A 13,399-nucleotide genomic window follows, 5' to 3' on the forward strand; every position below is an offset into this window, starting at 1 on the left:
CACACATCGAGTACGACGAAAGCGGCGCAGATGGGCACCCTTTGTCATAAACGACATCGAACGCGACGCACCGGTAACAATGTGACTTCGCAGCCGATTCACGCCAGCCCGCCGAGAATGTCCGGCGCCGTCCGTGGCAGGAAGCCCGTTCGAGTTTTGCGTGAGATCCCTATCGCCACCGGCACGCGTCGGCACGTGCCGCCCTCTCATGGGAGTGGTAACGATGAGCATAGCTTTCATCCACTATTTCCGCATTCTCGTGGCCGGCGACCAGGCCGATGAAGTCAGCAACATCATCGATCGGGATCTTCATTTCAGGGTCAGCGTGGTGCCGCCTGAGGGCCTGGAAGAAGCGATTCGCTCCGGTGCCGACCTGGGCGCCATCGTGGTGTCGCGTGCACTGGCGCCAGCGGCCATTGCCGCGCGCGACGAACGCGGCCTGCGCATGCCCATCTTCATGATCAGCGATCGTCATGACGAAACCTTCGCCGATCCGTTCCTGAAATCGCTGGACGGCATCGTCATCGCCGATCTCGAAAGCCGCGACTTCTACGAGAAGCGCCTGGTGGCTTCGGTCGAGCAGTACGTTTCGAGCCTGCTCACGCCGTTCTTCGGCACGCTGATGCAATACGACTTCGACGCGAACCGCACGTGGGCTTGCCCCGGTCACCAGGGCGGACAGATGTTCATGCGCCACCCGGCGGGCCGCCTGTTCTACGAGCACATGGGCGAGAACGTTTTTCGCGACGACATCTGCAACGCGATGGTGTCGCTGGGCGACCTGCTGATCCACGAAGGGCCTGCGCTTGCCGCGCAACAGGCGGCAGCTCGCGTGTTCCAGGCCGACCGCACCTACTTCGTGCTCAATGGCACGTCGGCATCCAACAAGGTGGTGAATACCGCCTTGCTGACCAGCCGTGACATCGTGCTGTTCGACCGCAACAACCACAAATCCAACCACCACGGCTCGCTGATCTTCGCGGGTGCCATACCGGTCTACCTCGAAGCGGACCGCAACGGCTTTGGCATGGTGGGGCCGATCGACTGGGCGGCCTTCGACGAAGCGTCGATTCGCGACAAGATCAAAAATCACCCGCGACTGAAGGGCACGGATGCGTGGAAGCGCGAGCGGCCCATCCGCGTCGCGATCATCGAGCAGTGCACGTATGACGGCACCGTGTACAACGCGAAGAAGGTGTTGGAGAAGATCGGCCACCTGTGCGAATACATCCACTTTGACGAGGCGTGGGCCGGCTTTGGCGCTTTCCATCCGTTGATGAAGGATCACTTCGCCATGAGCCTGTCGCTGACCGACAAGGATCCTGGCGTTATCGCCACCCAATCCACGCACAAACAACTGGCCGGCTTCTCGCAGGCGTCGCAGATCCACGTCCGCGACGCGCATATCCGCCAGCAGCCCTTCCGCCTGAACCACAAACGGTTCAACGAGATGTTCATGCTGCAGGCGTCAACGTCACCGTTCTACCCGCTGTTCTCGAGCCTCGACGTCAATGCGCAAATGCATGCCGACAAGGCGGGCCGCGTGCTATGGGACGACATGGTGCGCCTGGGCATCGACGCCCGGAAGGCGATCCGCAAGCGCTTCGCCGGCTTCCTCAACCCGTTTGTGCCGGACACCGTGACGTACCAGGGCGAACGCATCAAGTGGGAAGACGTACCCACCGATGTGCTGGCAAGCGAGCAGGAGTACTGGCAACTCGATCCCGGGGAAAAGTGGCACGGCTACCGGCATCTCGGCCCCGAAGTGGCGATGGTGGATCCGACCAAGCTGATGCTTACGACGCCCGGCATCGATCCGCGCACCGGAACCTATGCCAGCTCCGGCATACCCGCCACGATCGTCGCCAATTACCTGCGCGAGAACCATGTCATCCCGGAGAAGAACGACCTCAACAGCATCCTCTTCCTGATGACGCCTGCGGTGGGCGAAGGGAAGATGGCGATGCTGCTGGCGGCGCTGGAGCGTTTCCGTGACCACTACGACGAGGACAGCCCGCTCGATCAGGTGTTGCCGGGCGTCAGCCGCAAGTACGAGGCACGCTATCGGGGTTACACCGTGCGACAGATCGCTCAGGAGATGCATGAGTTCTACGCATCGAAGAACGTCAAGGAACTGCAGCGCCTGAGCTTCCGCTATGAATCGTTCCCCGAACAGGCGATGTCAGCACGTGACGCCAACGAGGCGCTCGTCAGCGGCCGCGTCGATTTCGTTCCGATGGATCAGGTGAAGGGAAGGATCGCCGCGACACTAGCGCTGATCTATCCGCCGGGCATCGGCATCGTCGTGCCGGGTGAGCGTTACGACGATCACGCCCAGCCCATGATCGACTACTTCCTCGCCTTCGAGGAGAGCTGCAACCTCTTCCCGGGCTTTTCCTATGAAGTGCAGGGTGTTTACCAGGTGCCTGAAGGCGATCGAGTGCGGTTCTACACCTACGTGGTCAAGGAGGACTAGATCCGCTTGTTCGCAGCGACATGCCCACACACGTGCTTGTTCATCGCCGCCGCCTTCCCGGAGGGTCTATGTTCCGGCCGACGCTCTTGATCATTCTCTTGATGGCCATGTGGGCATCCGCACGAGCGGCCCAAGGCCCTGCCGAGCTGGACGGCACCGTGCTGCTATCGCCGGCGCGACCCGGGCCTCAGCATGCGGGTGAGGGCGATACCGCTCCCATGTCAAAGGCCGTGGTGCGGGTACTTCTGACCAACGGAAACGAGGTAACGCGCGCGACCACCGACGATCATGGGCATTTCACCGTGAGTGTGACGCCGGGAGACTATGACATCGTGGTCGACTTTCATGGCGCCGCCTTTCCTCGTTGCCAGGCAACGCACGTCGTCGTGCAAGCGGGTCAGCGTGGCGAAGTGCAGGTCATGTGTGATTCCGGGATGCGCTAAAGCAACATGACGGCACCTGGTGCCCCCACCCCCGAAAGGGTGAGGGCGCAGCCAGATGGTTATTGGCAGGTCGAGAACTTGAAGGATTCCAGGCGCGTGTTCCAGTTGAACGCACCCGTGGTCCTCAGGTACTCGTTGGTGTACCAGAACGTGCAATCGTCGACAGGGTCGATCGTCATGGCGCTGTAGTCGCCCCAGCGAGACAGGTTGTTGCCGCTCTGAGAACCCAGACCTTCGATGATGCTGTTTTCCGACTGCATCGTGTTCAGTGGATCTGTCGCCAGGCGGCCCGTGTAGCGAATGGCTGGATGTATCGTGCTGCTCGACGCGCTGTAACCCAATGCCATGTTGCCCTGCTTGTCCATGGCCACCGAACCCAACCAGCGGTACGTCTGGTCTGGTGCAAACGTGGACTGCTGATAGACCACCGGCGTCGTGCCCGGATTGCGGATTTCATACCAGCGCACGCCCGTGTACTGGTTCCGTTTGGTGGTGCCTACCTTTACCGAATGCGTGGCCACGAGGGCTTCATGGCCGCTGAAGTTGCGGTATGCCAGACGGAACATCAGGCGATCACCCAGCGAGTCGAGCTTCTGACTGGTACCGGCCTGAGGCACGCAGGTGCCGCCGTTGCACGCCGTGGCGAAAGAAGCCACCGGGAGAACTGTGGGGCCTGTCAGCGTGGTATTGGCAGAGTTGCTCCAGTCGACATGGAACTTCCACAGATTCAACTGGCCGGCGGTAAAGTTCAGCAAGTAATTGGGCGACCCTGCCGGCGGCGCAGTGGAGCCATCAAGATCGGACGGCAATACGCCACCATAGCTGCTAGATAGCTGGAAGCACTGCTGCGTAGCGGCCGCGCCGCTCAACATCGCCGTACGATCGTAGGCACACAGCTTGGCGCCGGCGAACGTATTGCCGTTGAACATGTTGAAGGTCTCGTAGTACGCATCCGGCCACACACCCATCTTGGGATAGTCGGGGAATACGCTGCCGTAAGGGAATGCGTAGCGATAGTACGCACCGGTGGCATCACTGGTCGCGGATACGGCCACACACTCGTAGTACGGCGCAGCCGTCACCGCGAACTGGGAGATCACCCAGCGACCGGCTGATTTGTCGTACACCACCGTAGCATCGCCGTCATTGTCGGTTTCGCATGGGCCACCGAAACCCGACCACAGCGTGTTCGTGGATACGGGTCCGTAGACCACGTTCTTGGTCGTCTTGTCGAACACCGCAAAACCGGTGTTGACGAGCTGGACGTACTGGGTGGCACCCACCGCGCCATTGGTATCCGGCGGCGCGCTGTTCACCGTGAAGGTGCCCTGCGGGCCGCTGAAGCCGTTGCCGACGCCTTCGACACCGGAACCCGCGGTAGGCGCCGCCACGCCGCTGGTGCTGCCTTGCACGGCGCCATCCGTGGGATTGCCGGGCCCATCTAGCCACGGCAACGGGCGTGCGGGATGATTCTGGCCGTTCTTGGAGAAATCGTCGGGTCGCGGCATCACGCCGCGCAGTGAATGAAGCGTGTCGTGTTTTGCCGCGGACGTTACATCAGGCGACGATTGCGTATCCGCATACGCGGTGCCCGCCAGACTCATAGCCATAGCGACGCAAAGCGCGCTGCAGCCATACCCGGTTGCTCTCACAGACATGAGTTGCCTCCAGTCATTGTGATCACTTACGAAAAGGCCGGATTGCACGTACGACGCATGCGGCGACGGTGACGACCGCATCGCAACGCACAGACCGGTATCCCCTCGCCGAAACACAGCATCCCTACGGCGCTTCCCCCGCAGCGAAGATGCGCAAAACCTTGCGCCGCGATCCTTGCCGTGAGCTTTCAGAAGCCGGAGGCCTGGATGCAACGAGCTTGCTTCTGTGCCGCAATCGACTATTGCTTGAAAAAAACGACGAAAGCTTCACGCTAAAAGTATGAGCCGCACGCTGCGAGAGTTGCTATCCGGAATTAGGCATAGCCCGTGAGCGCAGTTCCGCCACCGGGTCGGCCGTTATCGAATGGCCGCTCCCGCTCGGAAGCCGGCTTTCGCGCTGACCATCAGCGTTCACTCAGACAAAGCTGTGCCGCGACGACCTGACCCGCGACGCCGAGGGTTACAGACTTTGCAATGTCCGGCTTGATCAACGACGAGCCGCAACGTCCACACGCGTGTCGTCGGCAATCCAGTTCACCTCCCAGGTCTTCCCGCCATCCGCAGAAAAGGCCTGTTCGAAGTGACATGAGTTGGCCTTGATATTGGAGATTACGAATCGAACCAGGATAGTGCGATCGTTGAATGTCTCCTGATCGTAAAACTCGCCGCGGCCATCCTTGAACTCGCCGACGGTCGGCGTACCGAACGAACCACCGCGGCTGCTGGCGACATTCAAGCTCCATTGGTGCGCCTGTGGATTGTAGAGACGGAAAGAGGCGAGCTCGAGATGGCCTTGTGGCCCGTCCGCCTGAAGCTCCACCAGATTGGCGCGTCCATTCCATACCTTGCTAACGACAGATGTCCCGTCGTACTGCGCCCAAACGCTGGACCCGCTCAACGGATGAACCAGCCTGGACACATGGGTCTTCCAGATGCCTATCTCGAAATCAAAATCGTGTGAGCCATCGGATGACGGGGCCGGAGCCGCCATCGCCAGAGGCGTGATCAAGAGGAGACCCACGAAGCTTCTGCGTAGCCCACGAACCGTCTGCATAGACATATGCCTGCTCCAAAGATACGAAAGTGATCTATGTATCGAGCAATGTGCGTGACTGGAGATGCCGTTGTACTTGTCCCGTACCGCCGAATTATTCACGCGATGGGGCAACCGGCGGACTTGCTTCAGGCGGTGACTGCCATGTGTGCGTTGACTGTGGCTTCGAAATCATACCCCTGGCCGCCACGGTCTGAGACCATGACCAAAGACAGACGAGTGGCATGCAGTGATGCTCATTTCGGAGCGAAAGTGGTTACACCCATGAAGGGCGAAGCGTTTGCGATATCAAGAAACGGATCCCGACGCAGTCGACTCGACTCAGCATCCGCTACCTGAAAGAAGAAGGTAGACAGTGAAGCGCTTCACTACGCACCGGTGAATAGGGACAACGATCCGGAGCGCCTCAAAGATCCCGTTCCGGGATGACCGCCGTTGCGAAGGGCGCGACAACCGTCCAGCCAAGGCGCACGTACAAGCTGCGGCCGTCTTCCGTCGCAACCAAGAGCTGAGGACTCATGGAGGACTTTCTCGCCGATTCGAGCGCACGCATCACCGCGATGCCCAATCCTTTTCGCCGGTGATCCGATGCCGTTTCGATGCGATCGTAAACAAAGGCATCCATGGTTTCCGCCGCAGAGCCGGCGGCAGCGATATCCCCATTCGACGCGACAATCTGCACGCGGGTCACAGGCCCAGCCTGATGGAGTTCCATCCTGTAGCCATCCGGCAACGAACTTGTTTCACGAACCATCTCGGCCGCTTGCATGAAATAGTTCTGCGGCTGAATTTCCCACTTCGCCGGAAGTGCGCTTCGCAGCTCTTCATTCGTGCCGCACAGTTTCAGGTAGTGTTTTGGGTTCGAAATGTCGCGCGCCACGTCGTACAAACCTTCACACAGCTTCGGAAAAACCCAGCGCTTCAGTTCCTTTTCCGAATCGGTATCCACCCTGAAACCGCCGCGATCAGGAACAGGGGGCGGAGAATTTCGCGCCAGCGAATGCGCTGCTTGCCATGCATAAACAAGTTGTGGGTCAACCTGAGAACTGACCATCATGCGATCCATGTCGTGCCTGGTTTGAGTGTTTCCCGCCAACAGCTCGCATGCTCATTGGGTCGCAAGCGGGCCTGACGCCCAGCTCGCGGCCGCTATGCGAGACCCTATTGTCATCGATTGATGAAGTCCCGGCGAAGAAGCGCAAATTGTTGCAAGTCATGATGACTTCCGAGCCAGAACCCTGCCTCACGCATGCAACCTTCCGGCATGAAACCGAGCTTCGAAAGAAGCTTCATGGAAGCCACGTTCTCCGGATGAACCTGTGCTTCCACTCGATTGAGGCCCATGTGTTCGAAGCCCCAGTCCAAAGCGGCAGATAGCGCCTCAAACATGAAGCCAAGCCCCTGTGCAGAGGCGGCAAGCTCGTATCCAATGACGCAACTTTTCCATGAGCGATTCCACTTGAACAGGCCGCACGAACCAAGGAATCGCGGATCGGCCTTTTGTTGGATACCCCAACGCGTTCCGGGATTTGGCAATTGTCGCCACCCAGCATAGACATCGATCACCTTCTGCGCCTCTTGAACCGAGGTAAGCGGATCTGATCCATACCAGCGCATCGCCGGTTGGTCCCTACGGATGGCAAATACATCCTGTGCGTCCGACGCCACGATCTCACGTAGAAGCAGGCGTTCGGTTTCGAGGTAGGGAAAGTCACTCATGGCATAGCGGTCATTGCGGTGGAAGCATCGAGCCTATGCTCTTTTGCCTTTCGCCAAGCAGTGCCGAAGGTTTGCCTTGGGTTGCGGACCGTAGGCTTCCCGTAAGCGCTCGCCCCTATGGCCAATCATTGACGCCGGATGTTGTCCCGAGGCCGGGAAACGTCTGGCCGCCGACGGTCACCATGCCCTCATCCGCCCAGGGCGATGATCGCCATGGTCAGACACACGCCGATCACCGTCATGCCAAAGCCTGCCCGCCAGGCACCCAGACCGGCGTACCGCCCCAATGCAAAGCCACCGACAAAGAGCATGACCAGGGTTAGCACGCGCGAAATAAACAGTGCTTTGGGTACGTCATCGAGCAGCATGAAAGGAAGGACAACGGGAAACGTCGACAGCACGACGATCGAGAAGACGCGAGCAGCCCGCAACAGATCAATGAAATAGAGCCGGGGGCGGTCCGGAAGAGGTTCCTGGTTAACCAGCTTGCCTCTCAGCGGTTCAAGATCGGCGTCCGTCACAAGGCTCTCAATCAAGGGTGGCAGCGCGTCTCTAACCACTCCGATGCCAGTGGCCTCATCGGGAGCATGCTTCGTATTGAGTACGAGCGCCAGCCGATTGCCACGGCTGGTCAGCACATGCAAGAGATACATCATGGCGTCAGCCAGGCCCCAGGCGAGGTTGCACCCTAGGGCGGCTCGCCACATGGTCGACGGCGTTTCATGACCCGGACCGACCGTCGACACCGCACCGACAAAGGTCAACGCCATGAGCAGGCCAAAGCACATCTCTGAGACGCGCTCCACCACGTCCAGACCAGATCCGGTAATCATGGAAGGTACGGGGTCTGTGCGGCTCTTCGCGTGGTTCATGACGCTATTCCTCTGAGCGGGTCCATTCCGGGTGCGTGCAGAGACGGCATCCCGTTGTGTACTCCCAGATAAGCAATGAAGTCGTCAATTTTTTTAAGGACAAGCCGGACCTGCCTCGATAGCCACCCTTGGGTGTTTCTCGACGACATCAACGCCACTGGCGCCCCGGGCAATGGTCAATCAGTGGGTCTATAGCCGGTGTTAGCCGCCAACTGCGCGGCAAACGCGCGCTGGTAAGCGGGCCGCGCTTCGCCGCGGGCTACATACGCCGCGAGATTCGGAAACTCGTCCAGGATGCCTGATGGCCTCGTCCTGAGCAGCACCGACACCATCATCAGGTCGCCCGCGCTGAAGGCGCCATCCAGCCAGTCAGCATCGCCAAGACGGGTGGATAGCTGGCCCATGCGTTGGCGGATGCGATCCATGACCAGCGGGAGTCGCTCCTTGCTCCACGGCTTGTCGCCCTCCTGAAACTTGGTGATGACGAGTTCCAGAATGCTGGGCTCAACGGAGTTGAGGGCGGCAAACATCCATGCGATCGCGCGCGCCCGGGCATGGGCATCTTTCGGCAACAGGCTCGTATGTTGCTCGGCGATATATAAGACGATCGCACCGGTTTCGAACAGGGCGAGATCGCCCTCTTCATACGTTGGAATTTGGCCAAAGGGTTGAAGGCTTAAATGAGCAGGCTCCTTCATCGCCTGAAACGACACATACCGAACCTCGTAGGGTTGGCCCACCTCTTCCAGCGCCCAGCGAACGCGCGTATCGCGCGCCAGCCCCTTGCCACCGTCGGGCGACCGTTCAAAAGCGGTAATGGTGATGCTCATCGTGACGTTCCTCTTGGAGAAAATTAAGGACGGCAACGCCGGCAGGCAGGCAAGACGAGCGCACTGCAACGGTAGGTACGCTTCACTATGGAGCTCGCCTCGTCACCAACCTAGGAACGACGTACGTATTCTTCGGAAATCGACATCGTCCAACACGATCTTTTGAGGGATGGCAGGTAGCGCGCGAACGGCCGGCTTGGGGCGGAAGCGGGCCGTCCAAAACTAGAATCGGAGCGCACTCGGCGTGGTAAGTGCGCTAAGAACCCGATTTTCAGCCCAGCCTTTCTGGTCAATGCGCGGCGATTCGTCGATGAAAAAAGCCGGCCGCAACATGTGCGAAGACAAGGATCGAAGCGGCAAGCGTCAGATAGTCGCGCACCGTATGTGGCTCGAAAATATCGTGAAAAGTGAGCCAGTCCACGACGACCAGAACCAACACCATGGCAATGACAAGCAAACGTTGCAACATGTCGTGTTACTCCCGTCTTGAGGAAACCTCACTGTCGATGCTGATCCAATTAAAGGACAGCCAGGGGGCCAACGCCTAGCGCCTGGGTGGCTATTCGCTGCCTCAACGCCAAAACCAGAGTCGGCAATGTCCGCATCGGCTCGGACGCGGACCTTCCAAGAAATCCGGTCCCACACTATCTCCGGGCTAGCTCAAGCCGTTTCGCAGCGGGATACCTCTGCATGAAAGCAACGGTCGCTTGCTCCGGTAGACCGATCAAAATTGTGGCACTGCTGTCCCAACATGCAACTTCGAACAAGGCATCCGGAAGCTGCGTTAAAACCGCACCGCCACTCCAATAGTCAGGGTTGTCGTATACACCAGGGGAAACCTCGATGGTTCGCCGATAGCCCTTGGGAAAAGCACTGAAAACCCCGTAGATGAACTGGATACCAAGGGCGAGCGATGCCTGTAGATCGCGACCTGAAATCCAACGGTCATCCCATCCGAAGATGTCTTCCCCAACATTGGTTTCAATATCGCTGACGAACCAGTCGTAGTCGGACGCGCAGATTCCAAGCGCATCCAGGGTGGCACCCATGTCTGTGAAATATCGGACGGAATCAGCGCCTTCCAGGATTAGATTCATGCCCATCCCCCTGCATACTTATTCGCCCCCGCGAAAAGGCCTGCTTCGGGTCGAAAGCGGACCTAGCCGTCTTACCGCAAGCTGCGCCGCCTGATTGATTGGGTTGCACCGAACAAGCTATCCGCAACACCTGGCACTCAAGTCACTTCCTGCCAACGGTAGTATCGCCTGTGCGCAATTCGTAGTAGATCGAGATCTTCCTGGGTGTCACCGTAAGCATAAATCACCGGATACGTACCCAGATCGTAAGTAGCCATAACGCGCCGTGACTTCTCCGCGCTAACACATTGAAGGCCGTCGTAACGGCCGGTGAGTCGACCGCCCTTAATTTCCAGCTTCGAGCAGATTAGCTCCAATTCGTGATAGCGACACCAATGCGATAGATAGACGTCCAATCCCCCTGAAACCACCACAACCCGATCACCTTGATCCTTATGCCAACGGATGCGTTCCAACGCTTCGTCGCGCAAGACGCACGCAAGAACCTCCTGCGCAAAGCGTCTTCCGCGTTCATGCGCATGGCTTGCCGAAATGCCGCTGAGACCGAGTCGAACGGAGCAGGCGCGAATGAAATTCGGCGGAACCATACGCAGCTTATAACCAGCCACTATTGGCGCCAGCAGAAGGCCACCGAGAATCCGCCGCTTGGGCGGCACCGCGAACTCTAGAAATGGACGGAACATCTCACTCGTGGTGATCGTTCCATCAAAATCGAATAGGGCGAGATTCAAGGCACACTCCATGGCCATTCACACAAGTCGAAGCCGACATTAAGCAAGTCGCCCGACACCGCAGAGGCCACATCCTCTCTGCCTCCTTCGGCGAGCGTCAAGTATGGGTGGCGCTTGGCCCGAGATGGGCGGACGATCTTTAAAGATCATGTTCGCTCTGGGTCGGAAGCGGTCCTTTCAGCGACCCAGGCGAATTCATTCTGTTTTGCGCCGACAAGTGCCTGCGAACCCTTGGCCGCCATCGAGCCCGCCGGCCCCAAAAGTCACATGTGCCGTATCTTCGTCGAACGTAAATGTTTGTGTTCCAAGCCACTTTGGAAACGTGGAGGAAACGACGAGCTTTTTCCCCTTGAGAGAGACTTTGCAGGTAGCGCCTTCTTCATCGCGGCAAACTCCTTCCACTCGGCCAAAGGTTTTCACTCGAATCTTTGTGGCATCAGGGTTCGGATAGATGAGGATGCTCTGGGGGGCAGAAGTATGCCCAAACATGCTGCCCTGCTCATAAGTGCCATCGCAGATCAATGTCTCATCTGGACGGCTTGTTGTGACACTAAGCGACCTACAGCCACCGATACTTACCAAAACGAGCGCCAGTCCGGCGCAAAACATCGTCGATCGACGCATATATCCTCGATGGCTTTTCTTTGGGTCCGCTTCGGGTCGGAAGCGGACCTACGCAGATTGACCGGTGGCCAGACTGTCCGCAACGTCGACTAGTTACTAGGACGACTTCAGAAACTTGATGACGGCGGCTTTCTCGTCCACAGGACCCGAGTTGCCACAGTCGTACGCAGACAGATTTGGACCACTCTTGTGGAGGAACAGGACATAGCGCTTACCTAGTTCCATAGGAAAACGCCCACTGTTGTTCTCGCTATAGATCTTGGCAACGCTGGGGAGATTGCCTTTGTAAACGTGGTCCAGCCTGACCGAGTAAAGAATCCCGGCGAACACCTCCGGATCATCCTTGTCCTCGATCAGATGTGCATCGGTAACCAATCCCGTAATGACCGCTTCGCTCCACTTGTACTCGCCAGGCAAGGAGTAGTCCCCCGCACAGGCGCCGAAGGCGGCCGGTGATGCCACTGCAGCTAATAGCGACCACGCCAACAACTTGACCATCCGCACGTTGATTCCTTTCCAATGGGTGAGTTGAACGGTCCGATTTGGGTCGGAAGCGGACTTAGGCGGCAATAAAAGGGGAAGGAAGTAGTTAGCTGATGTAACTGCCTCCGTCCCGTTTTGGCCCCATGTCGTAACCGTGAGCCACGGCCGTCAGGCCATTCAGTCGGCTTGCCGGCCGACACAAGGGTAGCGCGTAGCGGCAAACCCCTACAGCGGCCCGTGGCGGCCCTGAGTACTCTCGAGGGGTCGCTCGCGGTGTCTGTGAACCGGTTGCCGCGAGTGACCATGGCAGTGATGTCATGAAGCGCGGGCCGCGAGTGTGTCACCACTCACGACCCGCTGACCAAAACCAACGTCTGGAGTTGATCTTGGCTACCCACGATCATACGGCACGCGCACGCCTGCCCGTTCCCGCCGGCAGCACCCACACTCTTCCACCCGACACCCTCACGGGGTCGGCGTCGGCACCCCCTCCTGAGCTCGTGTTCACCCGCGAAGACCTCGCCCTGGCCGCGTACGCCCTGACACGGCTACGCATCGATCACGAGCAGTGCCTGCACGCCCGCACCCAAGGGTTTCACCACAAGTCGTTGGAATGGCCGCTTTCGGCCTCCGTGGCCATTGCAGTGGCCACGGCCATCCAGTGCCTTGAACGTCTGGTGGATGGGTCTGGTGAGGCGTTGAGAGTGAACGCTTAGCCCCGTCCTGTGATCGTTCCCCGTGGCGCGTCGATACCCGTCGATGCGCCACACCTGGGCGATCACGCACAGCCTCGCAGGACATTCCCCGACACGCATCGATGTCATCCCTGATGCGTCGCCTTGCCGTGCCTGACCGGAAAATCCGATGAACCTGATTCGCCTCGACCCGCATCTGCGGGTGGACCCGTCATGGCGCCCTCGTACACCGGGCGAAGTGCTGCGGGACGACTACATGCTGCCCCGAGCCATGACCCTCTCCGCCCTCGCCCGCCGCACGGGGATCAGAGCGCCACGCCTGCGTCGCATCGTGATCGGCGAGGTACCCATGTGCGCCAATGCCGCCCTTCGCCTCGCCGTGGTACTCAACACGAGTGCGCTCTACTGGATGCTGCTGCAAGTGCAGTGCGATCTGGAGCGGGAACGGCGCGGGCGCGAATTCGCGATCAAGGAGCCAAGTGCTTCTTCGCGTTAGGTCGCCAAGAAAAGGAAGCAGAGAAGCACTCTGAGCCCTCTTCTAGGCTCCGTGCACGTCTCTCCCTTTCCAACTTGCGATATCCGCTTCGGGTTGCGACTTCAGCCGGTCATTGCAACACATTGCTGGAATCGTTCGGCCGGTGTTTCAAAGTTGAGTGTCTGTCTTGGACGCTCATTCAATTGCCGAGCCACGGCGTCGAGTTTAGCCTGCGAGTAACC

Annotated in this window: 15 protein-coding genes and 1 pseudogene; 4 read left to right on the top strand and 12 right to left on the bottom strand. The window is 59.1% G+C overall.

The annotated features are described in order from the left end of the window. Window positions 1–223 precede the first annotated feature (223 nt). Both speC and OQE56_RS15480 read left to right on the top strand, forming a co-directional pair. Window positions 224–2,476 carry an ornithine decarboxylase gene (speC, locus tag OQE56_RS15475; RefSeq protein WP_267225532.1) on the top strand — a complete coding sequence of 751 codons (2,253 nt, stop codon included), beginning with the start codon at window positions 224–226 and terminating at the stop codon, window positions 2,474–2,476. Between the two features lie 68 nt (window positions 2,477–2,544). Then, window positions 2,545–2,919 (top strand): carboxypeptidase-like regulatory domain-containing protein, encoded by a 375-nt coding sequence (locus OQE56_RS15480; RefSeq protein ID WP_267225533.1) that lies wholly within the window; start codon window positions 2,545–2,547, stop codon window positions 2,917–2,919. Between the two features lie 59 nt (window positions 2,920–2,978). Here the strand turns inward: OQE56_RS15480 and OQE56_RS15485 are convergent, their stop codons facing one another. From OQE56_RS15485 to OQE56_RS15535, 11 genes are all read right to left on the bottom strand, one after another. Then, entirely contained in the window at window positions 2,979–4,577 is a 1,599-nt protein-coding gene (locus OQE56_RS15485; protein WP_267225534.1) for a hypothetical protein, read from the bottom strand. Window positions 4,578–5,064: 487 nt separating this feature from the next. After that, window positions 5,065–5,637, bottom strand: coding sequence for a hypothetical protein (locus OQE56_RS15490; RefSeq protein ID WP_267225535.1), 573 nt, complete (start codon window positions 5,635–5,637; stop codon window positions 5,065–5,067). A 400-nt stretch (window positions 5,638–6,037) separates the two neighbouring features. Beyond that, window positions 6,038–6,697 carry a GNAT family N-acetyltransferase gene (locus OQE56_RS15495; RefSeq protein WP_267225536.1) on the bottom strand — a complete coding sequence of 220 codons (660 nt, stop codon included), beginning with the start codon at window positions 6,695–6,697 and terminating at the stop codon, window positions 6,038–6,040. 101 nt (window positions 6,698–6,798) lie between these two features. Further along, window positions 6,799–7,350 carry a GNAT family N-acetyltransferase gene (locus OQE56_RS15500; protein WP_267225537.1) on the bottom strand — a complete coding sequence of 184 codons (552 nt, stop codon included), beginning with the start codon at window positions 7,348–7,350 and terminating at the stop codon, window positions 6,799–6,801. 188 nt (window positions 7,351–7,538) lie between these two features. Continuing rightward, window positions 7,539–8,222: a VIT1/CCC1 transporter family protein gene (locus tag OQE56_RS15505; RefSeq protein ID WP_267225538.1), complete on the bottom strand. Its 684-nt coding sequence runs from the start codon at window positions 8,220–8,222 to the stop codon at window positions 7,539–7,541. 176 nt (window positions 8,223–8,398) lie between these two features. Beyond that, complete coding sequence (locus tag OQE56_RS15510; RefSeq protein WP_267225561.1) at window positions 8,399–9,052, bottom strand: glutathione S-transferase family protein; 654 nt, start codon at window positions 9,050–9,052, stop codon at window positions 8,399–8,401. A 289-nt stretch (window positions 9,053–9,341) separates the two neighbouring features. Beyond that, a complete protein-coding gene (locus tag OQE56_RS15515) occupies window positions 9,342–9,521 on the bottom strand; it encodes a hypothetical protein (RefSeq protein WP_267225539.1) in 180 nt (59 codons plus the stop codon). 175 nt (window positions 9,522–9,696) lie between these two features. Continuing rightward, window positions 9,697–10,149, bottom strand: a complete 453-nt coding sequence (locus OQE56_RS15520) for a hypothetical protein (protein ID WP_267225540.1) — start codon at window positions 10,147–10,149, stop codon at window positions 9,697–9,699. 137 nt (window positions 10,150–10,286) lie between these two features. Next, window positions 10,287–10,880, bottom strand: a complete 594-nt coding sequence (locus tag OQE56_RS15525) for an HAD-IB family phosphatase (protein WP_267225541.1) — start codon at window positions 10,878–10,880, stop codon at window positions 10,287–10,289. 195 nt (window positions 10,881–11,075) lie between these two features. Next, window positions 11,076–11,504, bottom strand: coding sequence for a hypothetical protein (locus tag OQE56_RS15530; protein ID WP_267225542.1), 429 nt, complete (start codon window positions 11,502–11,504; stop codon window positions 11,076–11,078). 96 nt (window positions 11,505–11,600) lie between these two features. Further along, window positions 11,601–12,002, bottom strand: a complete 402-nt coding sequence (locus OQE56_RS15535; protein ID WP_267225543.1) for a hypothetical protein — start codon at window positions 12,000–12,002, stop codon at window positions 11,601–11,603. A 371-nt stretch (window positions 12,003–12,373) separates the two neighbouring features. On the opposite strand from OQE56_RS15535, the gene OQE56_RS15540 reads away from it, so the two are divergent. Together OQE56_RS15540 and OQE56_RS15545 are read left to right on the top strand one after the other, a co-directional pair. Continuing rightward, the gene (locus tag OQE56_RS15540; RefSeq protein WP_267225544.1) at window positions 12,374–12,703 is read left to right on the top strand and encodes a hypothetical protein; all 330 of its coding nucleotides are present in this window, start codon (window positions 12,374–12,376) and stop codon (window positions 12,701–12,703) included. A 148-nt stretch (window positions 12,704–12,851) separates the two neighbouring features. Beyond that, a complete protein-coding gene (locus OQE56_RS15545) occupies window positions 12,852–13,178 on the top strand; it encodes a HigA family addiction module antitoxin (RefSeq protein ID WP_267225545.1) in 327 nt (108 codons plus the stop codon). Between the two features lie 101 nt (window positions 13,179–13,279). On the opposite strand, the pseudogene OQE56_RS15550 reads toward OQE56_RS15545, so the two are convergent. Further along, window positions 13,280–13,399, bottom strand: a pseudogene (locus tag OQE56_RS15550) (IS30 family transposase); the annotation flags it as partial.

Source organism: Dyella silvae (assembly GCF_026421305.1).
GTDB classification, from domain to species: domain Bacteria; phylum Pseudomonadota; class Gammaproteobacteria; order Xanthomonadales; family Rhodanobacteraceae; genus Dyella; species Dyella silvae.

Excerpts from the sequence above, each read along its gene's own strand:
- speC (WP_267225532.1), top strand. The coding sequence starts at position 224 with ATGAGCATAGCTTTCATCCACTATTTCCGCATTCTCGTGGCCGGCGAC.
- OQE56_RS15480 (WP_267225533.1), top strand. The coding sequence starts at position 2,545 with ATGTTCCGGCCGACGCTCTTGATCATTCTCTTGATGGCCATGTGGGCA.
- OQE56_RS15485 (WP_267225534.1), bottom strand. The coding sequence starts at position 4,577 with ATGTCTGTGAGAGCAACCGGGTATGGCTGCAGCGCGCTTTGCGTCGCT.
- OQE56_RS15490 (WP_267225535.1), bottom strand. The coding sequence starts at position 5,637 with ATGTCTATGCAGACGGTTCGTGGGCTACGCAGAAGCTTCGTGGGTCTC.
- OQE56_RS15495 (WP_267225536.1), bottom strand. The coding sequence starts at position 6,697 with ATGGATCGCATGATGGTCAGTTCTCAGGTTGACCCACAACTTGTTTAT.
- OQE56_RS15500 (WP_267225537.1), bottom strand. The coding sequence starts at position 7,350 with ATGAGTGACTTTCCCTACCTCGAAACCGAACGCCTGCTTCTACGTGAG.
- OQE56_RS15505 (WP_267225538.1), bottom strand. The coding sequence starts at position 8,222 with ATGAACCACGCGAAGAGCCGCACAGACCCCGTACCTTCCATGATTACC.
- OQE56_RS15510 (WP_267225561.1), bottom strand. The coding sequence starts at position 9,052 with ATGAGCATCACCATTACCGCTTTTGAACGGTCGCCCGACGGTGGCAAG.
- OQE56_RS15515 (WP_267225539.1), bottom strand. The coding sequence starts at position 9,521 with ATGTTGCAACGTTTGCTTGTCATTGCCATGGTGTTGGTTCTGGTCGTC.
- OQE56_RS15520 (WP_267225540.1), bottom strand. The coding sequence starts at position 10,149 with ATGAATCTAATCCTGGAAGGCGCTGATTCCGTCCGATATTTCACAGAC.
- OQE56_RS15530 (WP_267225542.1), bottom strand. The coding sequence starts at position 11,504 with ATGCGTCGATCGACGATGTTTTGCGCCGGACTGGCGCTCGTTTTGGTA.
- OQE56_RS15535 (WP_267225543.1), bottom strand. The coding sequence starts at position 12,002 with ATGGTCAAGTTGTTGGCGTGGTCGCTATTAGCTGCAGTGGCATCACCG.
- OQE56_RS15545 (WP_267225545.1), top strand. The coding sequence starts at position 12,852 with ATGAACCTGATTCGCCTCGACCCGCATCTGCGGGTGGACCCGTCATGG.